This window comes from Micromonospora sp. CNZ309 (assembly GCF_002846525.1).
The window spans coordinates 143,019-165,825 of sequence record NZ_PJNG01000001.1 but is presented as its reverse complement, the minus strand read 5'-3'; the positions used below and the strand labels follow the sequence as shown (position 1 = coordinate 165,825).

The 22,807-nt window shown below is 72.9% G+C and carries 18 protein-coding genes; 8 read left to right on the top strand and 10 right to left on the bottom strand.

All coding sequences use genetic code 11. The features are described from left to right. The first annotated feature begins 33 nt into the window (after positions 1–33). Both CLT72_RS00755 and CLT72_RS00750 read left to right on the top strand, forming a co-directional pair. Positions 34–1,260 carry a glycosyltransferase family 4 protein gene (locus CLT72_RS00755; RefSeq protein ID WP_486484158.1) on the top strand — a complete coding sequence of 409 codons (1,227 nt, stop codon included), beginning with the start codon at positions 34–36 and terminating at the stop codon, positions 1,258–1,260. Then, positions 1,257–2,498 (top strand): glycosyltransferase, encoded by a 1,242-nt coding sequence (locus tag CLT72_RS00750; RefSeq protein ID WP_486484157.1) that lies wholly within the window; start codon positions 1,257–1,259, stop codon positions 2,496–2,498. The genes CLT72_RS00755 and CLT72_RS00750 overlap by 4 nt, the downstream gene beginning before the upstream one ends. 69 nt (positions 2,499–2,567) lie before the next feature. Here the strand turns inward: CLT72_RS00750 and CLT72_RS00745 are convergent, their stop codons facing one another. From CLT72_RS00745 to CLT72_RS00720, 6 genes are all read right to left on the bottom strand, one after another. After that, positions 2,568–3,992: a glycosyltransferase gene (locus CLT72_RS00745; protein ID WP_101409080.1), complete on the bottom strand. Its 1,425-nt coding sequence runs from the start codon at positions 3,990–3,992 to the stop codon at positions 2,568–2,570. A 123-nt stretch (positions 3,993–4,115) separates the two neighbouring features. Then, complete coding sequence (locus CLT72_RS00740; protein ID WP_158241941.1) at positions 4,116–5,432, bottom strand: oligosaccharide flippase family protein; 1,317 nt, start codon at positions 5,430–5,432, stop codon at positions 4,116–4,118. Beyond that, positions 5,429–6,706, bottom strand: coding sequence for an O-antigen ligase family protein (locus tag CLT72_RS00735; protein WP_101409079.1), 1,278 nt, complete (start codon positions 6,704–6,706; stop codon positions 5,429–5,431). The genes CLT72_RS00740 and CLT72_RS00735 overlap by 4 nt, the downstream gene beginning before the upstream one ends. After that, positions 6,703–7,710: an SDR family NAD(P)-dependent oxidoreductase gene (locus CLT72_RS00730; RefSeq protein ID WP_101409078.1), complete on the bottom strand. Its 1,008-nt coding sequence runs from the start codon at positions 7,708–7,710 to the stop codon at positions 6,703–6,705. Before CLT72_RS00730 ends, CLT72_RS00735 begins: the two co-directional genes overlap by 4 nt. 50 nt (positions 7,711–7,760) lie before the next feature. After that, positions 7,761–8,672 (bottom strand): NAD-dependent epimerase/dehydratase family protein, encoded by a 912-nt coding sequence (locus tag CLT72_RS00725; protein ID WP_101409077.1) that lies wholly within the window; start codon positions 8,670–8,672, stop codon positions 7,761–7,763. Beyond that, positions 8,669–9,397 carry a nucleotidyltransferase family protein gene (locus CLT72_RS00720; RefSeq protein WP_101409076.1) on the bottom strand — a complete coding sequence of 243 codons (729 nt, stop codon included), beginning with the start codon at positions 9,395–9,397 and terminating at the stop codon, positions 8,669–8,671. Before CLT72_RS00720 ends, CLT72_RS00725 begins: the two co-directional genes overlap by 4 nt. Positions 9,398–9,586: 189 nt before the next feature. Here CLT72_RS00720 and CLT72_RS00715 point away from each other — a divergent pair, with 189 nt between their 5' ends. Then, positions 9,587–10,516, top strand: a complete 930-nt coding sequence (locus tag CLT72_RS00715; RefSeq protein WP_101409075.1) for an NAD(+)/NADH kinase — start codon at positions 9,587–9,589, stop codon at positions 10,514–10,516. A 10-nt stretch (positions 10,517–10,526) separates the two neighbouring features. On the opposite strand, the gene pgm is transcribed toward CLT72_RS00715, so the two are convergent. Continuing rightward, a complete protein-coding gene (gene pgm, locus CLT72_RS00710) occupies positions 10,527–12,173 on the bottom strand; it encodes a phosphoglucomutase (alpha-D-glucose-1,6-bisphosphate-dependent) (RefSeq protein ID WP_101409074.1) in 1,647 nt (548 codons plus the stop codon). Continuing rightward, positions 12,170–13,402, bottom strand: a complete 1,233-nt coding sequence (gene glgC, locus CLT72_RS00705) for a glucose-1-phosphate adenylyltransferase (RefSeq protein ID WP_101409073.1) — start codon at positions 13,400–13,402, stop codon at positions 12,170–12,172. Before glgC ends, pgm begins: the two co-directional genes overlap by 4 nt. Positions 13,403–13,473: 71 nt before the next feature. On the opposite strand from glgC, the gene glgA reads away from it, so the two are divergent. After that, positions 13,474–14,676 (top strand): glycogen synthase, encoded by a 1,203-nt coding sequence (gene glgA, locus CLT72_RS00700; protein ID WP_101409072.1) that lies wholly within the window; start codon positions 13,474–13,476, stop codon positions 14,674–14,676. Positions 14,677–15,154: 478 nt separating this feature from the next. On the opposite strand, the gene CLT72_RS32485 is transcribed toward glgA, so the two are convergent. Continuing rightward, a complete protein-coding gene (locus CLT72_RS32485) occupies positions 15,155–15,388 on the bottom strand; it encodes a type II toxin-antitoxin system VapC family toxin (protein WP_486484156.1) in 234 nt (77 codons plus the stop codon). Positions 15,389–15,659: 271 nt separating this feature from the next. On the opposite strand from CLT72_RS32485, the gene CLT72_RS00690 reads away from it, so the two are divergent. The 4 genes from CLT72_RS00690 to CLT72_RS00675 all read left to right on the top strand — a co-directional run bounded on the left by CLT72_RS00690 (position 15,660) and on the right by CLT72_RS00675 (position 20,553). Beyond that, positions 15,660–17,759 (top strand): alpha-1,4-glucan--maltose-1-phosphate maltosyltransferase, encoded by a 2,100-nt coding sequence (locus CLT72_RS00690; protein ID WP_101409071.1) that lies wholly within the window; start codon positions 15,660–15,662, stop codon positions 17,757–17,759. Next, positions 17,747–19,849 carry a 1,4-alpha-glucan branching protein GlgB gene (gene glgB / locus CLT72_RS00685; RefSeq protein ID WP_101409070.1) on the top strand — a complete coding sequence of 701 codons (2,103 nt, stop codon included), beginning with the start codon at positions 17,747–17,749 and terminating at the stop codon, positions 19,847–19,849. The genes CLT72_RS00690 and glgB overlap by 13 nt, the downstream gene beginning before the upstream one ends. Before the next feature lie 78 nt (positions 19,850–19,927). Further along, positions 19,928–20,182, top strand: a complete 255-nt coding sequence (locus CLT72_RS00680) for a type II toxin-antitoxin system Phd/YefM family antitoxin (protein WP_101409069.1) — start codon at positions 19,928–19,930, stop codon at positions 20,180–20,182. Next, entirely contained in the window at positions 20,179–20,553 is a 375-nt protein-coding gene (locus tag CLT72_RS00675) for a type II toxin-antitoxin system VapC family toxin (protein WP_101409068.1), read from the top strand. Before CLT72_RS00680 ends, CLT72_RS00675 begins: the two co-directional genes overlap by 4 nt. 44 nt (positions 20,554–20,597) lie before the next feature. Here CLT72_RS00675 and CLT72_RS00670 read toward each other — a convergent pair whose 3' ends face one another. After that, the gene (locus CLT72_RS00670) at positions 20,598–22,622 is read right to left on the bottom strand and encodes a family 10 glycosylhydrolase (protein WP_486484155.1); all 2,025 of its coding nucleotides are present in this window, start codon (positions 22,620–22,622) and stop codon (positions 20,598–20,600) included. Positions 22,623–22,807: the final 185 nt, after the last annotated feature.

Genomic DNA, 22,807 nt, shown 5'->3' with positions numbered 1-22,807 from the left:
TGTCGGCGAGCAGGACGAAGGGAGTTCCTCCAGGTGACATCGACCGACGAGAAGCAGGCGCCGGGGCGGGAACGGCGACCGGCGGGCAGACCACTCCGGATCGCCGTGCTGATCAAGACGAACGACGGTGGGCTCTGGATCCTGCCGCAGGTGGAGGCCATGCGCCAGCGGGGACACGAGGTCGTCGTGGTGCTCCCGCCCGGCGCCGGCCGGCTCAGCGACGAGCTGCGCCGGCGCCACTTCGACGTGGTCGACTGCCCGTTCCCCTTCCGGCCGGGGCCGTCGATGCTGGCGGGGCTGTGGCGGCTCCGGCGCCTCATCCGCCAGCTGCGACCCGACGTGCTGCAATACCACCTGATCGCGTCCGCGTACGTGGCCCGGATGGCGACGGTCGGCCTGCCGGTGCGCCGGGTGCACACCGTGGCGGGACCGCTCTACCTCGACTCCCCCGTGATCAGAGCGGCCGAACGTCTGCTGTGGCGATTGGACGACACCATCATCTGCGGCTGTGCGAACGCCTCCGAGCGGTACGGCGCCCTTGGCTGTCCCGCGCCGCGCCGGGCCGTGGCCACGTACGGGGTGGACACCAGCGCCTTCGACCCGACGGGCGCGGACCCGGGGACCCGGCTGACCGCCCGCGCCGAACTGGGCATCCCCCGCGACGCCTTCCTCGCCGTCATGGTCGCCTACGTGTACCCGCCGAAGCGGCTCGTCCACGGCGGGCGCGGCATCAAGGGGCACGACGTGCTGCTGGCAGCGTGGCCGGAGTTCCGACGGCGACATCCGGACGCGCACCTGCTGCTGGTCGGCGGCGGTTGGACGCAGGCGGGAGTGGCGCACCGCCGGCAGCTGGTCGAACGGTTCCGGGTCGCCGAGGATCCGACCATCACCTGGTTGGAGACCGTGCCCGACGTCCGTCCCTGCTACCACGCCGCCGACGTGAGCGTGAGCCCGTCGTTGAGCGAGAGCCACGGCGCGGCGGTCGAGGCGGGGGCGATGGGCGTGCCGAGCATCGTCAGCGACGCCGGCGGGCTCCCGGAGACGGTCGACGAGCGGTCCGGCTGGGTGGTTCCCCGCGACGACCCGGCGGCGCTGCTGGCCGCGCTGGAGCACGCCTACGGCGAGTTCGAGGCCGGCACGCTGGCGGGCCGGGGCAAGGCCGCGCGGGACCGGATGGTCGAGCTGTTCGACAACCGGCGGACCGCCCGGACGGTCACCGACGTCTGCGAGCGGGTGGCGACCGTGGCGGGGCACCGGTGAGTGGCCCCGGCGGTGACCTGCCGACCCGGGTCGTGGTGACGACCGAGTCGCGGTTCAGTCGTACGCCCGACGGGCGGGTCTGGGTCGAGGCCGGACCGGACCACTCGGTCTGGCGGCGCTACCTGGTCGCGTTCGACCGGGTGCGGATAGCCGCCCGCACGCGTGACGTCCCCGAGGCACCCGCCGGCGCCGCCCGGGTGGACGGTGACGGTGTCGAGGTCTGGCCGCTGCCGTACTACGTCGGTCTCGGCCAGTACGTGCGGCAGCGCCGGGCGCTGGCCCGGGCGGCGGCGTCGGCGGCCGGCCCCAACGACGCCGTCATCCTCCGGGTGCCGTCGCCGGTCGGGTCGCTGCTGGCCGCGGCGCGGGAGCGCGCCCGACTGCCGTACGCCCTCGAGGTGATCGGTGACCCGTACGACGTGCTGGCCCCCGGCGTGGTCCGGCATCCGCTACGGCCGGTGCTGCGGGCCACGTCGACGCGGCGGCTGCGGCAGCAGTGCCGCAGCGCCGCAGCGGTGGCGTACGAGACGGAGCGGCACCTGCAGAGCCGCTACCCATCGCTGCCGACGGTCCCGACGGCCGGCATCTCCAGCGTGGACCTCCCCCCGGCGGCGTACGTCCCCCGGGCGCGGCCGGTCCGCCCGCGGCTGCGGGCGGCGACGCTCGTCTCGATCGGCTCGCTGGAGCAGCTCTACAAGGGCATCGACACCCTCATCGAGGCGCTCGCGCTGCTGACCGGCGACGGTCCGGCCGTCCGGCTGGTGCACGTGGGGGTCGGCGCGTACCGTCCGCAGCTCGAACAGCTCGCGGCACGGCTCGGCGTGGCCGACCGGGTCACCTTCACCGGGCTGCTGCCCACCGTCGAGACGGTCCGCGCGCAGCTGGACGCGGCGGATCTGTTCGTGCTGCCGTCGCGGACCGAGGGCCTGCCGCGCGCCCTGATCGAGGCCATGGCCCGTGCCCTGCCGGCGGTCGGATCCACCGTCGGCGGCATCCCGGAGCTGCTCGCCCGGGACGACCTGGTCCGACCGGACGACCCGGCGGCGCTGGCCGACAGGGTCGCCGCCTTCCTGGCCGACCCGGACCGGCTGGCCGCGGCGTCGGCCCGAAACCTGGCCCGGGCCCGCCGGTACGCCGCCGGAGAGCTGGACGCACGGCGCGCCGCCTACTACCGCGCGGTCGCCGAGGCGACGCGCCGCCGAGCGGGACGGGGTGTCCCGGTGCCGGCCCCCCGCTGAGCGAAGCACCCATCACGACGACGTCCCGGCACACCACGAGCGGTGTGCCGGGACGCTGCCGCGCGGCGCCTAGTGGCGACGGCCGGTGGTCGCGGTGCGTGCCCGCGAGCCGGGCGTGCCCCGCTGCGCGGCCTCCCGGAGGATCTCCAGGAACCCGCTGAGCTGGTCCTCCCGGTAGAGGCCGTCGAGGGCGGAGGCCGCAACGGCGGGAACCCGCCCGGTGCGGTCCTTCACCGCGAGCCACTCGCGCAGCCGGGCCGCGATCGTCTCCGGGTCGTTGCCGACCACCCCGGCACCGCGGGTACGCAGCAGCTCGGCGGCCACGCCGCCCTCGTAGCCGAGCAGCAGGATCGGGCGGCCGGCGAGGAGATAGTCGAAGATCTTGCCGGTGTACGTGCCGGCGTCGCGCGGGTCGTTCCACATCAGCAGGACGAGCACGTCCGCCTCGACCTGGATACGCCAGGACTTCTCGGCGGAGACGTGGCCGAGGAGCGTGACGGAGTCGACGACGCCGGCCCGCTCGGCTGCCGCCCGGACGATGCCGTGGTCGTCACCGGCGAAGACCACGTGCACCCGGGCCGCGTCCGGGCCGAGCAGCGCGATGGCGTCCAGGAGCGGCCCGGGATCGCGTTTGCCGGGATAGACGTAGCCGGTGTGGGCCAGGGTCAGCGTGGCCGCCGACGAGATCGTGGGGCCCCCGGCCGGCGACGGGGCCGGACGCCGGTCGATCCCGTTCATCACCACGCGGGCATCGACGCCGAAGGTGCTCCGCAACGCGTCCGCCAGCGGCTCCGAGACGGTCACGCAGGTGGTGACCGTCCGCAGCACCCGCTGCTCCAACCGCCGGTCGAGAGCGCGGCGGGGCCCGGACCGGACCCAGTACTCGTTGCCGACCGACCAGAGATCCCGGTAGTCGGCCACCCAGGGAACGCCGAACCGCCGGGCCAGGGACGCCGCCACGACGAACCCGGAGAACGGTGGGCCGGAGGCGACGATCACGTCCGGACGCCACCGGTCCGGCCCGCGCAGGAACCCCCGGACGGCCGCTCTGATCCAGTTGACCTGCGGGTCGGGAACGAGCAGTTCCATGCCGGCCTTCCAGACCCAGCCCTTCGCGACGGCGCGGACCGACGCGAGTGTCGTCGGCGCCGGTGCCGCGCCGTTGGTCGCAGACGCGCCCGTACCGGCCGACCGGTTCAGCCGGGGCAGCCGCGGCGTCGGTTCCGCCCGGACGATCGACGCCTCCGCCAGGCCGGCGTCGACCCCCTCGGGGGACGGCGCGATGGCGGTGAGGACACGGACGTCCCAGCCGTGGTCGCGGGCGAACCGGGCGAGGGCTGCCGGCCGGCGTGCGCCGACCGTCTCCGCCGGCGGGAAGTGGTACGACACGAGGAGCAGCCGCGGCGCGTCGCGGCCGTCGGACGGCACGGGCGTCGGCAGGTCGGCGGGCTGGGTGTCGCCCGTACCGGCCCCGGCCGAGGGGTCACGTCTCATCGACGGCACCCCGCACCGGTGGTGACTGGCGTCTCGCCGTGGCGGTACGCATAGCTTCGGGCTCCTCTCCACTTCGACAACTGATCAACGAGTCGCCCGGCGGCCAGGACGCGCCCGGCAGCCTCACCCTCTCGGGAGGAGTTCCCGCTCGGGCGGGACGGCCGGCACCACGCGGCCGGCGGCAGTGACCGCGCGCAGCGCCATCCACCACGACACCACGTACGCGAGGGCACCCGTGACGCTCATGGACCAGATCGCGGCCAGCGGCGGCAGCCCGCTCACGGCGACCACGGTCACCGCGCCCGGGACGAGCAGGGCACGGCCCACGTCCCAGCCGAGCTGCCGGCCGTGGCGCTCGAAGACGACCAGGGTCTGGGACAGCGGTGCGGCGACGAACTGGGCGGCCATGAAGAGGGCCAGGGCCTGCGCGTACGTGCCGCTGGTCCGCCACTGCGCGCCGAAGAGGAACCCGAACGCGGTGGGTGCCACGACGACGACGGCCGTGGCGCTGGCCGCGCCGATCAGCACGAGCTTCCTGGTCGCCCGAACGAAGATCAGCCGGGCCGAGCCGGGGTCCTCCCGGACCGCCCGGGACATCTCCGCGAGGTAGACCTGCGCGACGGCGGACGCTATCAGAGCGGCGGGTACGGCGATGATGCGCTGGGTCATGCCCAGCCATCCGGCGACGGCACCGCCGTACCAGGCGGCGACGAGGAGGACGGGAAGCTGTGTCCCGAGGACGTTCAGCAGCCCCGAAGGCGCGAGCAGGAGCGGGAAACGCCGGTAGCGGCGCGCGACCCGCAGCAGGTCAAGCCGCCCGGCGCGGGCCTGACCGGCACGCAGGCCGGCGCCGCGGAGCAGCACCAGCGCCGAGGCGACCTGCCCGACCCCGAGGCCGAGCGCCAACCCACCGGGGCGCAGCCCGGCCAGGCCCGCCGCGAGCTGGGTGGCCACGATGGCGGTGGACTGCACCAGGTTCCGTCGGCCGATCGCGCCGTAGCGCCGGCGACGCACCGCGAGCTGGTTCAGCACCAGGACCACACCCGTCGCCGCCGCCGTGGGCGGCACCACCCACAACCAGTGCTCCAGCGTGGGCTGGCCGAACAGGACCGCGAGCCGGTCGCCCCAGACTGCGACGACCACCGCACCCACCACGGCCGTGGTGCAGGCGGCGACGCAGCCCAGGGTGACCAGGGCGTACGCGTCCCGCTCCCGCTCGGGAAGCGGGACGGCCATCTCGAAGCGGAGGGCCGCGACCGTACCGATGATCGCCACCAGGGCCGCGACGACGGCGAACGTTCCGAAGTCGGTCGGGCGGTAGAGCCGGGCCAGCAGAGGCACGGCCGCCAGCGCGAGCAGTTGCCCCCCGGCCGAGCCGGCGGCGATCGCGAGGACACCTCGCCGGCTCGCCGACAGCCGCGCCGATGGCAGGCCCCTCACCAGCGGACGGGCTCCCGGTCCTCGCGCCGGTGCGCCGCGGGACGGGTGCGCCACGGCAGACCCGCGCCGATCGGGGCGGTGTCCGCCGCCCTCCGCACCCGCAGCAGCACCAGCAGACCGAGGGCCAGCGACACGAAGAGCCCACGGCTGGCGTTGACGTCCCCCGACGTCGACACGGCGACCGCGTTGAACGCCAGCATCGCGAGGACGAACCCGGCGAGGGCGTCCGACCGCGCCGCGCCCCACAGCCGCACCGCCATCACCAGGCAGAGGAGGATGAAGGCGCCGCCCACCAGCCAGCCCGCCTCGGCGAGCAGTTCCAGCCAGATGTTGTGCGGGTAGTTGTGCTCGAGCATCCAGGAGTGGCTGGTCCAGTTGCCGTAGCCGACACCCCCCGGGTGCTCGGCGATGATCGCCATCGTGCGGTCGCGCATCTCCGTCCGCGCGGTCCCGGCCAGTTCGTTCGACGGATCCACGACGAAGGCGTACATCCGCGGCGGAAGCAGCGACGGCAGCGCCAGCACCACGACGACCAACGCGCCCAGCAGGCCGACGCCGACCCACTCGCGGCGCCCGTGGCGGATCTTCCGCCGCAGCCCGGACAGGACGAGGACGAACAACGCGACGACCGTCGCCACCAGCGGCCCACGGGATCCGGTGGCGAACAGCCCCAGCGCGAGCAGCACGACGAGGCCGGAGGCGACTGCCATGGACAGTCGCCGACAGAAGTAGAGCCAGATGCAGGCGACGACCGCGATGCCGATGGCCCGGGCCAACCAGATGGGATTGGAGCCGAATCCCGCCGCCCGATCTTCACCCGAACCGCTGGCCAGTGCGGCGACGGCCAGTACGCCGCCGCAGCCGACCAGGGCCAGGGCGAACGCCTCGACGTCCCGCTGGCTCCGGATGACCGCAACGGCCGCGGTGGCGAGCAGGGTCACGGTGACGAGCAGGAGGAACTTGAGCTGGCCGTACTCCGTCTCCGGCCGGTGCAGGACGCCGGGCAGGGCGAGGACACCGAACACCGCCACGACCCAGAGGACGACGACCCGGGCCCGCGACTCCGGCCGCAGGATCTCGTTGAAGACGATCAGCGCGGCGAGGGCCGCCGCGGTGAGCAGAAAGGCCCGACCGATCTGGCGTGGAAACTGGTCGAAGTTCAGCAGGAGCATCACGGTGACCGCACGCAGCAGCGTGGACCAGGTGCCCGTGCGGCGTCCGGGTCGCGTCGTCGGGAGCGGGCCGGCCGCCACCGGCATGGCGAGCCGGCTCACACCGCGCGCTCCGCCCGGTACCGGGCCAGGTTGGCCGGGTCGAGGAACCACTCCACGGTCGCCTTCAGCCCGTCGTCGAGCGTGGCGACAGGCTGCCACCCGGTGGCCGTACGCAGCAGACGGTTGTCGCCGACCAGCCGCTCCACCTCGGAGTCGGCCGGGCGAAGCCGGGCCTCGGAGACCCGGATCTGCGGTTCGCTGCCGAACACCGCCGCGATCCGGCGCACGAGTTCCCCGATGGCCGTCTCCTGACCGGTGGCCGCCTGGAAGACCCGACCCACCACGGCCGACTCCGGCGCGGTGCCGACGGCGCGGAACGCGGCCACGGTGTCGGTGACGTAGAGCAGGTCCCGGGTGGTACGCAGCGCGCCCAGCTCCACCGCACCGGTCCCCCGCGCCAACTGGCTGACGATGGTCGGGATGACCGCCCGGGTGGACTGCCGGGGACCGTACGTGTTGAAGGGCCGCAGCGTGACCACCGGCAGCCCGAAGCTGAGGTGGTAGCTCTCGGCCAGCTTGTCGGCGCCGATCTTCGTGGCGGCGTACGGGGACTGCCCACGCAGCCGGTGCTCCTCGGTCATGGGGACCGTCGTCGCGGTGCCGTACACCTCGCTGGTGGAGGTGACCACGACCCGGCCGGTGCCGGCGGACCGGGCGCTCTCCAGCACGTTCAGAGTGCCGGTGATGTTGGTGTCGACGTAGGACTGCGGCGCGAGGTAGGAGTACGGGATGCCGCCCAACGCGGCCAGGTGGTAGACGACGGAGGCGCCGTCGACCAGGCGTTGGACCATGCCACGGTCCCGGATGTCCCCGGCGACCACCTCGACGTCGGCGAGCTGCTCGGGGCTGAACGTGTCCAGCCAGCCGTGCGTGCCGGCACCGTTGTAGTGCACGAAGGCGCGCACCCGGTGACCGGCGGCGGCGAGGGCCTCGACCAGGTGCGAGCCGATGAAGCCGCCCGCACCGGTGACCACCACCGGATCCGCGACGGGGTGTGCCGTCATGTCCTCTGCTCCTTCTTCTGCTGGCGGCTCGCGAGGGGCCGCCGGTGGCGTCAGCCGGCCGGTGCGAACGGGCGGACCTCGGACGCGGCGGCCGCCGCGTGCCAGACGGTCCGGATCGAGTCGGCCAGGTCGTGTCGTGGCGCCCAGCCCAACGTGGAGCGGGCACGGCGGATGTCGGCGCGGATCCAGTCGACCGCCGCCGACCGGGTTGGCGGGGTGCGGTCCTCGGTGAGGCGTACGGTCGCGCCCGCCGTCTCGACCAGGAGCCGCACCGCGTCGCGAACCCCGACGGCACGGCCGCTGCCGACGTTGACGACCCGGACCGGGAGTGCGGGGGCGTGTACGGCGGCGCGCACCGCCGCCGCCACGTCGCGGACGTCGACGAAGTCGCGGTGGGCGTCCAGTGGACCGGTGCGCAGTTCGGCGCCGGGGGTGGGCCGGCGGAGCTGCGCGGCGACCCGCCCGAGCAGCGTCGTCGCCGGGAGCCCCGGACCGATCGGGTTGAAGACCCGCAGCACCACGGCGTCGACCCGGCCCGCGCGGGCCGCCAGCTCGGTCAGCCGGGTGGCCGCAGCCTGGCTGACGCCGTAGTCGCTGACCGGTTCCGCCGGGTCGTCCTCGCTCACCGACGACCCGTTCGGCGTCGGTCCGTACTCGGCCGCCGAGCCGAGGCGCACCAGGCGGGCCGTCGGCGCCGCGACCGCGACCGCCTCCACCAACCGCGCGGCGACGACCGTGTTCGCCAGGACGAGGTCGGCCGCGGTGCCGCTCACCGCGCCCGCGCAGGTGACCACCGCGTCGGGGCGTACGGAGGTGAGCAGTGCCCGCAGCCCCTCGGTGCCGCAGCGGGTGAGGTCGCACTCGGCACGCGTGGGACAGACCAGGTCGCCGTCGACCTCCAGGGCCCGCCGGACATGTGTCCCGAGGAAGCCCGAGGCGCCGAGGACGAGGATCCTCCTCATACCGCGGAGGGTGCCCGCGCGGGCAGCAGCATCGGCTCCACCTCGGCGAAGCAGCGGTTGGCCTCGTCGTAGTCCTCGGGGCGACCGATGTCGAGCCAGTAGCCGTCGAACGCGTAGCCGGCCGGCGGCTCACCCCGGCGCAGCAGGTCCAGCACCAGTTCGTCGAACCCGAAGGGCATGCCGGCCGGGTACCCGGCGATGGTGCTGCGGGAGAGCCCGTAGACGCCCATGCTGACCCGGTAGTCCAGGACCGGCTTCTCCGAGAAGGAGGAGATCTTGTCACCCTCCAGCTCGAGCACACCGAAATCGATCTTCACCGTCCGGCGGTAGGTGGCGACGGTCAGCGGCGCCCCGGAGAGTCGGTGCGTGGCGAGCAGGTCGGCGTAGTCGAGGTCGGTGAGGACGTCGCCGTTCATGACGAGGAAGTGCTCGGGCAGCTCGTCGCGCAGGTGGAACAGCGGGCCGATGGTGGACAGCGGCTCCCGCTCCTCGGCGTACCGCACGACGAGCCCGAAGCGCGAGCCGTCGCCGACGAACGCCCGGATCAGCGAACCGAGGTGATTGATGGCCAGCGTGACATGGGTGAAGCCGCGTGCCGCCAACTGCCGGAGGATGATCTCCAGGATGGCGTAGTTCTCGCCGATCGGCACCAGCGGCTTCGGCAGGGTCGACGTGTAGGGGCGCAGTCGTACGCCCGCACCGCCGGCCATGATCACGACATGCATCGCCCCTCCGCTCGTCGCGCGACGCCTTTCATTGCCTGGTCAACGAGCAGGGCAGACGCAAGGTACGCATAATGCCCGTCCGTGTCACCCCGGGTGGGGCGGCCGACAGAGCCGACCGGTCCCGCGGAGCACCGCCGCACCTGTGCGTTCCGGCCACCCGGCAGGCCCGGCCTGTGGTGAGCTGTAGCCATGGAACGGATCCGGCTCGGGCTGGTGCTGCACCCGACCCGGGACGTGACCGAGGTGGTGGAGATCATCGAACGCTGGGCGGACCGGCAGGGGATGACCCTCGCGGTCCGCGCCGAGGACAGCCACCGGGTGCCGGCGAGCGTCGAGCCACTGCCCGTCGACCGGGTGCCGGTGGTCTGCGACGCGCTGATCAGCATCGGCGGGGACGGCACGATGCTCGGCGCGCTGCGTTCGGCCGTGAACGACCCGAAGCCGGTGCTCGGCGTGCACCTGGGCCGGCTGGGGTTCCTGGTGGAGGTCGAGCCGCCGGAGCTACCGGCGGCGCTGGACCGGCTGGCCGCTCGGGACTTCACGGTGGAACGGCACAGCTGCCTCGTCTGCGACGTCTGCGGCGACGACGTCGTGGCCTTCAACGACATCGCGCTGGTGCGGCAGCCCGGCGCCGGCTTCGTGTCCGCCACCCTCGCGGTGGACGGTCAGCGGTACGGCTTCTACCGCTGCGACGCGCTGGTGGTGAGCACCCCGAGCGGCTCGACCGCGTACAGCTACGCCGCCGGCGGCCCCCTGGTCTCGCCCGCCACCGATGCCGTGGTGGTGACCCCGTCGGCGCCGATGGCGGGCATCTCAAGGGCGGTGGTGCTCTCCCCCGACGAGTCCATCCAGTTGGCGCTGACGCCGGGCTCCGCCCCGGTCGCGGTCGAGATGGACGGCCGGATCTTCCGGGAGGCCGCCACCTCCGGCGCGTTGCACGTGCGCTACCGCCGCGACGCCGGCCTGGTCGTACGCCTCGACCCGCGCCGCTACCAGGAGCGCAACCAGCTCAAGCTCAGCCTGCTGGACCTGCCGCTACTGCCCGAGCAGTTGCGCGAACTGCTCCCCGAGAACCTGCGTGAGCAGCTCAACCGCCGCCAGCTCCCGCCGCCCCGCTGACCGGCGGTGGTCAGGCCTCGGCCAGGACGCTGGACACCAGCTCCTTCGCCTCGGTCTGGATGCGGGCCAGGTGCTCCGGCCCTTGGAAGGACTCGGCGTAGATCTTGTAGACGTCCTCGGTGCCCGACGGCCGGGCGGCGAACCAGCCGGACTCCGTGGTCACCTTCAGCCCGCCGATCGGCGCGTCGTTGCCCGGTGCGGTGGTGAGGGTCGCGGTGATCGGCTCGCCGGCCAGCTCGGTGGCGGTCACCTGCTCCGGCGAGAGCTTGCCGAGCACGGCCTTCTCCTCCCGGGTCGCGGGCGCGTCGATGCGGGCGTACGCGGGGGCGCCGAAGCGCTCGGCCAGCTCCGTCCAGTGCTGGCTGGGGGTGCGCCCCGTGGTCGCGATGATCTCGGCGGCGAGCAGGCAGAGCAGGAGGCCGTCCTTGTCGGTGGTCCACGTGCCGCCGTCGCGGCGCAGGAAGGACGCCCCCGCGCTCTCCTCGCCGCCGAAGCCCACCGCGCCGTCGAGCAGCCCCGGCACGAACCACTTGAAGCCGACCGGCACCTCCAGCAGCGGGCGGCCCAGGTCGGCGGCGACCCGGTCGATCATCGAGGAGGAGACCAGCGTCTTGCCGACGGCGGCGGCCGGCCCCCACTGCGTCCGCGTGCGGAACAGGTGGGCGATCGCCACCGCGAGGTAGTGGTTGGGGTTCATCAGGCCGCCGTCAGGGGTGACGATGCCGTGCCGGTCGGCGTCGGCGTCGTTGCCGGTGGAGACCTGGTAGTCGGCGCGGGCGGCGATCAGCGAGGCCATCGCGTTCGGCGAGGAGCAGTCCATCCGGATCTTGCCGTCGCCGTCCAGGGTCATGAACCGCCAGGTCGGGTCGACCGTCGGGTTGACCACGGTCAGGTCCAGCCGGTGCCGCTCGGCGATCTCGCCCCAGTAGGCCACGCTCGCGCCGCCGAGCGGGTCGGCGCCGATGCGCACCCCGGCATCGCGGATCGCGGCCACGTCGATCGCCGCCGGCAGGTCGTCGACGTAGCGGGCGAGGAAGTCGTACGACCCGGTGGTGTCGGCGGCGCGGGCCCGGGCGTACGGGATCCGCCGGACCTCCTTCAGGCCGTCGGCGAGGATCGCGTTGGCGCGGTCCTGGATCCACCCCGTGACGTCGGAGTCGGCCGGGCCGCCGTGGGTGGGGTTGTACTTGAAGCCGCCGTCGTCGGGCGGGTTGTGCGACGGGGTGATGACGATGCCGTCGGCGAGCCCGCTGGTGCGCCCCCGGTTGTGGGCGAGGATGGCGTGCGACACCGCCGGGGTGGGCGTGTAGCCGTCGCGGCTGTCCAGCAGCACGGTGACCTCGTTGGCGGCGAGCACCTCCAGCGCGTCCACGGCGGCCGGGGCCGAGAGCGCGTGGGTGTCGCGGCCGAGGAAGAGCGGACCGTCCAGGCCCCGCTCCCGCCGGTAGTCGCACAGCGCCTGGGTGACCGCGAGGATGTGGTCGGAGTTGAACGCGTTGCGCAGGCTCGACCCGCGGTGCCCGGACGTGCCGAAGGAGACCTGCTGCGCCGGGTCCTGCGGGTCGGGGTGCTCGGCGTAGTAGGCGGTCACCAGCCGCGGCACGTCGACCAGGTCGGCGGGCTGGGCGGGCTTGCCGGCCCGGGGATGACTGCTCACGGTTCCACCTTCTGTCCCTTGCCGATGACCACGATGCCGTTGTCGGAGACGGTGTAGCGCTGCCGGTCCTTCTCCAGGTCGACGCCGATCTCCGCGCCCTCGGGCACGATTACGTTCTTGTCGAGGATGGCCCGGCGGACGACCGCGTGCCGGCCGATGTCGACCCCCTCCATGAGCACCGCGCCATCCACGTGCGCCCAGGAGTGCACCTTCACCTTGGGTGAGACGACCGAGTTCTCCACCAGGGAGCCGGAGATCACCGCGCCGGGCGAGACCATCGAGGCGACCGCCCGGCCGACCCGCTCGCCCCACTGGTGCACGAACTTGGCGGGCGGGTAGGTGAGCTGCCCGGTGTAGATCGGCCACTCGAAGTTGTAGAGGTTGAACACGGGATGCACGTTGATCAGGTCCATGTGGGCGTCGTAGAAGGAGTCCAGCGTTCCCACGTCGCGCCAGTAGCCGCGGTCCCGGTCGGTGCTGCCCGGCACCTCGTTGTCGCGGAAGTCGTAGACGTTGGCCTCGCCGCGCTCCACGAGCATCGGGATGATGCTGCCGCCCATGTCGTGCTTGCTGGTCTTGTCCTCCGCGTCGCGCTCGACCGCCTCGCACAGCGCCTTCGTGCTGAACACGTAGTTGCCCATCGAGGCGTAGATCTGGTCGGGTGCGTCGGGCAGGCCGACCGCGTCGGTGGGCTTCTCGCGGAACGCCCGGATCCGCCGGCCGTCCTCGCCGACCTCGATCACGCCGAACTGGTCGGCCATCGACAGCGGCTGCCGGATGCCGGCCACGGTGACGCCGGCGCCGGAGGCGATGTGGTCCTCCACCATCTGGCGCGGGTCCATCCGGTAGATGTGGTCGGCGCCGAAGACGATCACATGGTCCGGCTGCTCGTCGTGGATCAGGTTGAAGCTCTGGTAGATGGCGTCGGCGGAGCCGGCGAACCACCACGGGCCGCGCCGCTGCTGCGCCGGCACGGGCGTGACGTAGTTGCCGAGCAGGGTCGACATCCGCCACGTCTTGGTGATGTGCCGGTCCAGCGAGTGGGACTTGTACTGGGTCAGCACGACGATCTTCAGATAGCCGGCGTTCGCCAGGTTGGACAGGACGAAGTCGACCATGCGGTACATCCCGCCGAACGGGACGGCCGGCTTGGCCCGGTCCGTGGTGAGCGGCATGAGGCGCTTGCCTTCTCCGCCGGCCAGGACGATCGCGAGCACCTTGGCAGCCATGTCCAGACGCTATCCATCCCCGTGGGACTTCACCACTCGTACGGGCACACTTCTGCACTAGGGTGCGGGGGATGACGGACTCCACACCACTTCGCGTCGATCTGCTGACCCGGGAGTACCCGCCGGAGGTGTACGGCGGGGCCGGCGTGCACGTGGAGTACCTGGCCCGTGAGCTGCGTCGACTCGCCGAGGTGCGGGTGCACTGCTTCGGCGCGGCACGCACCGAGCCGGGCGTCACCGCGTACGCCGAGCCGGCGAGCCTGACCGGCGCGAACGCCGCGCTGCGGACGATGGGCGTGGACCTAGCGATGGCGGCGGCGTGCGCCGGCACCGACGTGGTGCACAGCCACACCTGGTACGCCAACTTCGCCGGGCACACGGCGAAGCTGCTGCACGGCGTGCCGCACGTGGTGACCGCGCACAGCCTGGAGCCGCTGCGGCCGTGGAAGGCCGAGCAGCTCGGCGGCGGCTACGCGCTCTCCTCCTGGTGCGAGCGCACGGCGTTCGAGGCGGCCGACGCGATCGTCGCGGTCAGCGAGGGGATGCGCCGCGACGTGCTGACCGCCTACCCGGCGGTCAACCCGGACCGGGTGCGGGTGGTGCACAACGGCATCGACACGGCGCAGTACGCCCCCGACCACGGCACGGACGTCGTGGACCGGCTCGGGATCGACCCGGCCCGGCCCAGCGTGGTGTACGTGGGGCGGATCACCCGGCAGAAGGGCCTGCCCTACCTGCTGCGCGCGGCGCGCGACCTGCCGGCGGACACCCAGCTGGTGCTGCTCGCCGGCGCGCCGGACACTTCGGAGATCGCCGCCGAGGTGGAGGGCCTGGTGGGCGAGCTGCGGGCGAACCGCTCCGGCGTGGTGTGGGTGGCCGAGATGCTGCCGAAGCACGAGGTGATCCAGGTGCTCACCCACGCCACCGTCTTCGTCTGCCCCTCCGTCTACGAGCCGATGGGCATCGTGAACCTGGAGGCGATGGCGTGCGAGACGGCGGTGGTGGCCACCGCCACCGGCGGCATCCCGGAGGTGGTCGCCGACGGCGAGACCGGGCTGCTGGTCGGAATCGAGCAGGCCACCGACGGATCCGGCACGCCGCTGGACCCGAAGCGTTTCGTGGCCGACCTGACGGCGGCGATGAACGAGGTGCTCGCCGACCCGGGCCGCGCCAAGGAGTTCGGACTCGCGGGCCGGCGCCGGGCGGTCGAGCACTTCTCCTGGGACTCCATCGCCGCCCACACCCTCGACCTCTACCGCTCGGTGCTGGGGTGAGGCAGCAGGGCCGTCGATCCGGCACCTGACCGTCGAGACCCCGCTTGTCGGGTGTGGGCAGAATGGCGGGCATGGGCTGGCGGCCAGCCTCGTGGTCCTGCTGGTCGGAGCCGGGTGGCTGCTGCTGCTCGGGATCGACTCGGCATACCGTACGCACCGGTTGAACACCTACGGCGTGCGCGCCCCGGCGACGGTGCTGGAGGTCCACGGCCTCCAGCGGGACTCGTACGTGGTGGCCTCGTTCACCACCGCCGACGGCCACCACGTCGTCACGCGGGTCAGCGACTACTACTGGCGTCCACGGCCGCGGGTGGGCGATGCGGCCACCGTGGTCTACGACCCCGCCTCGCCCGACGCGATCGTGCGCGACGTACGCATGGGCGGCGACTACCGCACGGCGTGGCTCGGCGTCGGCGGCGAACCAGGGTCAGTTGACGTGCAGGGCGGCAGCGAGGCGCCGGCCGGCTGGCCGCGCGGCTCAGCTCGTCGGGGTGATCAGATCGAGCTTCGGGAAATAGGTGCGGTATCGGGTGCCGTCGCGGGTGAGCAGCCGATACCCGCACACCGCCGCGTGCGCCCCGATGTAGAAGTCGGCGATCGGCGATCGCTTGGCCCCTCCCTGGGAGCGGTATCTCGCGTAGGCCTTCCCGGCCAGGAATCCGGCCAGGTAGGGCAGTTCCTCGCGGAGGAGGTCCGCCGCCGGCCAGGGCATCAGCGTGCCCGGCTTGCGCCGGAACCCGGGCGGCCGGCCGGCGGTGTTGTCGCTCGCCCCGATACCACAGAGGCATTTTTATGCCACAGAGGTATCAGCGCCTTAGGCAGCAATGGTTCATCTGCCCCCGCGCCGTCCATGTCTTCCGTCAGGCAGCCGACGGTCACGCCATCAGCTCGAAGTGCGTCAGGAGCTGGTGCCGCGTCAGCGCCCGTGGCGTACCAACCGGCTTGGCCGCGCGCGAAAGGATCTCGCGCAGTAGGTTGAACCGGTGACTGGACGGTTCCCGATCGAAGACGTCTCCCCCGTCGTCTCCTGCGGTCGCTACCCGGCCAAGGCGGTGGTCGACGAGCCGGTGCCGGTGTCGGCCCGCGCCTACCGCGAGGGGCACGACGCGCTCGGCTGCAACGTGGTCTGGCGCGGCCCCGACGGGCGGGCGCGGCCGTTCACCCGGATGCGCCCCGGCGAGCCGGGGCAGGACCGCTGGCACGCCGTGATCCGCCCCGACGCGGTCGGCGAGTGGACCTTCACGGTGGAGGCGTTCCAGGACCCGTACCTGACCTGGCAGAACGCGGTCACCAAGAAGATCGCCGCCGGGCAGGGGCCACAGGAGCTGGCCAACGACCTCGCCGAGGGCGTACGGGTGCTGACCGCCGCCGTCGAGCTGGTGCCGGCCGGCGACGCGGGGCGGGTCCGCGCGGCGGTGGCGGCGCTGGGTGACGCCGGGAAGGAACTGCCCCGGCGGGTGGCCCCGGCGCTGGAGCTGGCCCCCCTGCTCTGGGAGCACCCGGTCCGGGAACTGGTCACCGCCGGCGAGGAGCACCGGCTCTGGGTGGACCGGCGGCGGGCGCTCTTCTCGGCCTGGTACGAGTTCTTCCCCCGCTCCGAGGGGGCCGTCCCGGCGACCGTCGACGCCCCGGCGCGCTCCGGCACGTTCGCCACCGCCGTCGAGCGCCTGCCGGGCGTCGCCGCGATGGGCTTCGACGTGCTCTACCTGCCGCCGATCCACCCGATCGGCCGGGTCAACCGCAAGGGCCGCAACAACGCGCTCACCGCCGGGCCGGACGACGTCGGCTCGCCGTGGGCGATCGGCGCCGCCGAGGGCGGCCACGACGCCATCCACCCCGATCTGGGTACGCCGGAGGACTTCCGCGACTTCGTGGCCGCCGCCGCCGAGCAGGGCCTGGAGGTGGCGATGGACCTGGCGTTGCAGTGCGCGCCGGACCACCCGTGGGTGACCGAGCACCCGGAGTGGTTCACCACCCGGGCCGACGGCAGCATCGCGTACGCGGAGAACCCGCCGAAGAAGTACCAGGACATCTACCCGCTGAACTTCGACAACGATCCGGAGGGCATCCGGGCGGAGGTCCTGCGGGTGGTGCTGCACTGGGTCGGCGAGGGCATCCGGATCTTCCGGGTCGACAACCCGCACACCAAGCCGTTCGACTTCTGGCACTGGCTGATCACCGAGGTGAAGCAGGTCGACCCGGACGTGCTCTTCCTCGCCGAGGCGTTCACCCGACCGGCGATCATGCACGGGCTGGGCAAGGTCGGCTTCACCCAGTCGTACACGTACTTCACCTGGCGCACGTCGGCGGCGGAGATGCGGGCGTACTGCGAGGAGCTGGTCGAGGCGGCCGACTACATGCGGCCCAACTTCTGGCCGAACACGCCGGACATCCTGCACTCCTCGTTGCAGCACGGCGGCCCGCCGATGTTCAAGATCCGGGCGGTGCTGGCCGCGCTGCTCTCCCCCTCCTGGGGCATGTACGCCGGCTACGAGCTGTTCGAGCACGTCGCCCGCCCCGGCGCGGAGGAGTACCTGGACAACGAGAAGTACGAGCTGCGCCCCCGGGACTGGGCCGGCGCGCAGGCGCAGGGCCGCTCGCTGGCCCCGTTCATCGCCGTGCTGAACCGGGTGCGCCGGGAGAACCCGGCCCTGCACCAGCTGCGCAACCTGGTCTTCCACGACATCGACAACCCGGCGCTGCTCTGCTGGTCCAAGCACGACCCGGGCACGGGCAACACGGTCCTCGTCGTCTGCTCGTTCGACCCGCAGGCCGTGCAGTGGGGCAACACCACGCTGGACATGCCCGCGCTCGGGCTGGACTGGCACGACCGGTTCACGGTGCGCGACGAGCTGACCGGCGCCAGCTACGACTGGGGCCAGCGCAACGCCGTACGCCTCGACCCGTACCTGCAACCGGCGCACGTGCTGACGGTGCGCCGGGCGGCCCCCGATCCCACCGCCGGCCCGGCGGCGGCCACCGGCGCGCCGGACCTGACCGTCGAGGACGTGCCCGACGACCTCTCGGGCGGCACCGCGCCCACCGCTCCCGCCCAGAAGGACGACGCCCGATGGACAAGCTGATCGCCGGCGCCACGCACGACCCGCACGCCGTGCTCGGCGCGCACCCGGCCGACGGGCGTACGGTCGTCCGGACGTTGCGCCGGGGCGCCACCGACGTCGCCCTCGTCGTCGACGGCGAGCGGCACCCGATGCGGCGGGTGCACGACGTCGGGGTGTTCGAGACGGCGGTGTCGGGCGAGGTGCTCGACTACCGCGTCGAGGTCGACGGCCGGCTCCACGACGACCCGTACCGCTACCCGCCCACGCTGGGCGAGCTGGACCTGCACCTCATCGGCGAGGGCCGCCACGAGCGGCTCTGGGAGGCGCTCGGCGCCCGGGTCTTCGACGAGGGCGTCGCGTTCACCGTCTGGGCGCCGAACGCGCGCGGGGTCCGGGTGGTCGGCGACTTCGCGGGCTGGGCCCCGGACGACGGCTGGCCGATGCGATCGCTCGGCGGCAGCGGCGTGTGGGAGCTGTTCGTCCCCGGCGTCGGGGCGGGCGCCCGCTACAAGTACCGCATCCTGGGCGCCGACGGGCAGTGGCGGGACAAGGCCGACCCCCTGGCGGCGTACGCGGAGGTGCCGCCGGCCACCGCGTCGGTGGTGCACCACTCGACGTACGAGTGGGGCGACGCCGACTGGCTGGCGCGGCGGGGCCGGCGGCAGCCGCACCAGGAACCGATGAGCGTCTACGAGGTGCACCTCGGCTCGTGGCGTCCCGGGCTGGGCTACCGGGAGCTGGCCGAGCAGCTGACCGCGTACGTCACCGAGCTGGGCTTCACGCACGTGGAGTTCCTGCCGGTGATGGAGCATCCGTTCGGCGGCTCCTGGGGCTACCAGGTCACCGGCTACTACGCGCCCACGTCCCGCTTCGGCGACCCCGACGAGTTCCGGCACCTCGTGGACGCCCTGCACGCCGCCGGGATCGGCGTGATCCTGGACTGGGTGCCGGCGCACTTCCCCAAGGACGAGTGGGCGCTGGCCCGCTTCGACGGCACCGCCCTCTACGAGCACCCCGACCCGCGCCGGGGCGAGCACCCCGACTGGGGCACGTACGTCTTCGACTTCGGCCGCCCGGAGGTGCGCAACTTCCTCGTCGCCAACGCGCTCTACTGGTGCGAGCAGTTCCACGTCGACGGGCTGCGGGTGGACGCGGTGGCGTCGATGCTCTACCTGGACTACTCCCGCCAGGAGGGGCAGTGGGCGCCGAACGTGCACGGCGGCCGGGAGAACCTGGAGGCCATCGCGCTCATGCAGGAGGTGAACGCGACGGTCTACAAGCACCACGCCGGGGTGGTGCTGATCGCCGAGGAGTCCACCGCCTGGCCGGGGGTCACCCGCGCCACGGCCGACGGCGGGCTCGGCTTCGGGTTCAAGTGGAACATGGGCTGGATGCACGACACCCTGCTCTACACCTCGAAGGACCCGGTCCACCGGCAGCACCACCACCACCAGCTCACGTTCTCCCTGGCGTACGCCTGGAGCGAGAACTACGTGCTGCCGATCAGCCACGACGAGGTGGTGCACGGCAAGGGCTCGCTGGCGGGCAAGATGCCCGGCGACACCTGGCAGCGGCTGGCCAACGTCCGCGCCCTGCTGGCGTACATGTGGGCGCACCCGGGCAAGCAGCTGCTCTTCATGGGCTGCGAGCTGGCCGACGACCGGGAGTGGAGCGAGGAGCGCGGCCTCGACTGGTATCTGCTGCACGACCCGGCCCGCGCCGGCGTGCAACGCCTCGTCGCCGACCTGAACCGCGTCTACCGGGACACCCCGGCGCTGTGGGCGCAGGACACCGAGCCGGCCGGCTTCCGCTGGATCGCCGGCGACGACGTCGCCAACAACACCGTCTCGTTCGTCCGGATCGCCCCCGACGGCGCGACCCTGGTCTGCGTGGCGAACTTCTCCGCCCGGCCCCTGGAGGACTACCGGGTGGGGCTGCCGGCCGGCGGCACCTGGGCGGAGGTGCTCAACACCGACGCCCACCACTACGGCGGCTCGGGGGTGGGCAACCTGGGCGCGGTGCAGGCCGAGGACGTGCCGTGGCACGGGCTGCCCGCCTCGGCGGCGCTGCGGGTGCCACCGCTCGGCGTCCTCTGGCTGCGCCGCGACTGAACCAGGCGTCGGCGTGGAACCGTGGCACGGTCGGGGCGGGGCGGACTAAGCTGCTAGCTAAGCAGGGAGGTGGAAGCGGTGTCGGCGGAAGCGGTGCACTACAACATGCATGATGCGAAGACTCACCTGTCGCGCATCATCGAGCGCGTCGAACGTGGCGAGGAGATCATCATCGATCGGGCCGGCACCCCGGTGGCACGAGTCGTTCCACTGGTGCGTCGGGTCAACCGCACCGCCGTCGGCTCCCTGGCCGGGCAGGTGGACCTGTCGGGCGACTGGGACTCGTCACGCACCAACGCTGAGATCGCCGCCGACTTCGGCCTCGGCGAATGACCCTGCTCCTGGACACCCACGTCGCGCTGTGGGCCATCACCGGCGACGCCACCCTTGGCGAAGACTTCCTCGATCGGCTGCGCCACGACCCGGACATCTTCCTGTCCCCGGTCAGCCTGTGGGAGATCACCATCAAGCAGACCACCGGGAAACTCGTGGGACCGGCCGACCTCGCCGAACGGGTACGGGACATGGGCTTCCGCGAACTGCCCGTGACCCACGCCCACGCCATCGCCGCCGGGCGCCTTCCGTTCCATCACCGTGATCCCTTCGACCGGATGCTGGTGGCGCAGGCGGTCGTCGAAGGCCTGACGCTGGTGACCCGCGACGCGTCGATCGCGCTGTACGACGTGGACGTCCTCAAGGTGTGACAGCGACTGGGCCTGGGGGGATCCCAGGCCCAGTCCAGTTCGGTTCAGAGCCGCGTGATCCGGACGGCGTCGGCGACGACGTACCCCTGGGTGCTGGTCCAGCGGCTGACCCCGACGACCTGGCGCGTCCCCGCGGCGAGGTCGTAGGTGCCCAGCACCCGCCACTGGCCGCCGCCGGTGCGCTGGTCGACCCTGGCCGTGACGGTCCCGCCCGCCGTCGTCACCAGGTACGGCGTGGCGCTGTTGTAGCCGGGGTCGGCCGGGTACCAGACCTCGACCCGGTAGCTGCCGGCGGCGGGCAGGGTCGCGGTGAACCAGGCCGGATCGCTGACCGCCTGCGGGTTGGCGAAGCGGTAGTTGGCGCCGTAGCGCGCCGGCAGGTACGACGACGTGCCCCAGGTGGCGGCGGCCGTGAAGCCGCCGGCGGTGGCGTTGTCCACGATCACGCTGAACGTCCCGCCGGTGCCGGTGACCACCCGCGCGTTGCTCGCTGCGCTCTCGTGGTGCAGCCGGTCCAGCGCCGTCACCAGATAGCGGTACGTCGAGCCGGCCGCCGCGCTGGCGTCGGTGAACGTCCCGGTCGTGCCCGAGGCGCGTACCGTGCCGAGCAGATGACGGGCGTCGGCCAGGTCGCACGCGTCGACCGCGCCGTCGCCGGGCAGGCGGTACACCGCGTACGCGGCCGTGCCGGCGGTGGCGCCGCGCTGCCAGGTGAGGGTCACGCCGCCGGTGCCGCGTACCGCCGAGGTGAGGTTGGGTGCGGCGGGCGCGGCGCCGCCCACCCCGGCCGGTGCCAGCGCGGGCCGGCGGTAGTGGTCGGTCGCCACCCGGGAGACGGCGCCGATGCGGTCGGCGCGGACGTCCTTGGCGCTGAAGTGGATGTCGCCGACGATCCTCGGGTGGCTACGGTTGAGCGTGAGGTGGTCGGTCAGCTCGGCCGGGTCCTGCCAGGCGGCGTCCTGCCCCGTCGCGCCGGCCCGGTAGGTGGCCTGCCCGACGAGCAACTGCACGTCGGTGCCGGTCACCGTCTCGGACCACCAGCGCACCAGCTCCGCGTAGTCCGCCGCCGGGTGGCCGATGTGCCAGTAGATCTGCGGGGCGATGTAGTCGACCCAGCCCTGCCGCACCCAGCGCCGGGTGTCGGCGTAGATCGCGTCGTACGACTGGAGCCCGGTGGTACGCGAGCCGAGCGGGTCGGTGCCGGCGTTGCGCCAGATGCCGAACGGGCTGACGCCCAGCTTCACCCACGGCTTGGCCGCCCGGATCCTGTCGCGCATCTCCCGCACCAGCAGGTTGACGTTGTTGCGCCGCCAGTCGCCGATGCTGCTGAAGCCAGTGCCGTACTGGGCGTAGGTGGCCTGGTCCGGGAAGGCCACCCCGCTGACCGGGTACGGGTAGAAGTAGTCGTCCCAGTGCACCGCGTCGATGTCGTAGCGCTTGACGGCGTCCATCATCGCGTCCTGCACGAAGGCGCGGACGGCCGGGATGCCGGGGTTGTAGTAGATGTGTCCGCCGTAGGTGACGGTCCAGCCCGGGTTCTTGCGGGCCGGGTGGCTGGCCGCCAGCTTGCTCAGGTCGGTGTGGTTCGCCACCCGGTACGGGTTGAACCAGGCGTGGAACTCCAGGTTGCGGGCGTGCGCCTCGGCGACCATGAAGGCCAGCGGGTCGTAGCCGGGGTTGGTGCCCTGGGTGCCGGTGAGCCACTGCGACCACGGCTCGTACGTCGACGGCCAGAACGCGTCGGCGGCGGGCCGGATCTGCACGACGACGGCGTTCATCCGCCGCTGCTGGGCCAGGTCGAGCCAGCCCCGGTACTCCGCCTGCTGGGCCGACGGGGTGAGCCCGGTGCGGCTGGGCCAGTCGATGTTGGCCACGCTGGCGATCCACATCCCGCGCAGCTGCCGCTTCGGGGTGGCCGGGTCGGTCACACAGGCCGCCTGGGCGGCGACGGGAACGGTCTTCGGCGTGGCGGGACGGGAGGCGGGGGCACCCGTGGGGACGGCCGCGCCGAGCGCCAGCGCCGCCACCAACGCCAGCCCGGACAGGTATCGACCATAATCTCTGCGCACGAAAAGATGCTCAACGTTGCCGCGAAGTTTCGCAAGTATCCTTCACGGCTTTTACCGTCTGGGGTCACTCGACAGCCGACCGTAGGGTTCACCGACAGGAGCGAAGCGGCCGACTTCCGCTGGCTACCACTTCAGCGGATCCGGGGTTGGGCAACCTGGGCGCCGCGCAGGCGCAGGATGCGCGC

What these genes read in the sequence shown, in the direction of transcription:
- CLT72_RS00745 (WP_101409080.1), bottom strand. Translation starts at nt 3,992, where the DNA reads ATGAGACGTGACCCCTCGGCCGGGGCCGGTACGGGCGACACCCAGCCC.
- CLT72_RS00730 (WP_101409078.1), bottom strand. Translation starts at nt 7,710, where the DNA reads ATGACGGCACACCCCGTCGCGGATCCGGTGGTGGTCACCGGTGCGGGC.
- CLT72_RS00725 (WP_101409077.1), bottom strand. Translation starts at nt 8,672, where the DNA reads ATGAGGAGGATCCTCGTCCTCGGCGCCTCGGGCTTCCTCGGGACACAT.
- CLT72_RS00720 (WP_101409076.1), bottom strand. Translation starts at nt 9,397, where the DNA reads ATGCATGTCGTGATCATGGCCGGCGGTGCGGGCGTACGACTGCGCCCC.
- CLT72_RS00715 (WP_101409075.1), top strand. Translation starts at nt 9,587, where the DNA reads ATGGAACGGATCCGGCTCGGGCTGGTGCTGCACCCGACCCGGGACGTG.
- glgC (WP_101409073.1), bottom strand. Translation starts at nt 13,402, where the DNA reads ATGGCTGCCAAGGTGCTCGCGATCGTCCTGGCCGGCGGAGAAGGCAAG.
- glgA (WP_101409072.1), top strand. Translation starts at nt 13,474, where the DNA reads ATGACGGACTCCACACCACTTCGCGTCGATCTGCTGACCCGGGAGTAC.
- CLT72_RS32485 (WP_486484156.1), bottom strand. Translation starts at nt 15,388, where the DNA reads ATGCCCTGGCCGGCGGCGGACCTCCTCCGCGAGGAACTGCCCTACCTG.
- glgB (WP_101409070.1), top strand. Translation starts at nt 17,747, where the DNA reads ATGGACAAGCTGATCGCCGGCGCCACGCACGACCCGCACGCCGTGCTC.
- CLT72_RS00675 (WP_101409068.1), top strand. Translation starts at nt 20,179, where the DNA reads ATGACCCTGCTCCTGGACACCCACGTCGCGCTGTGGGCCATCACCGGC.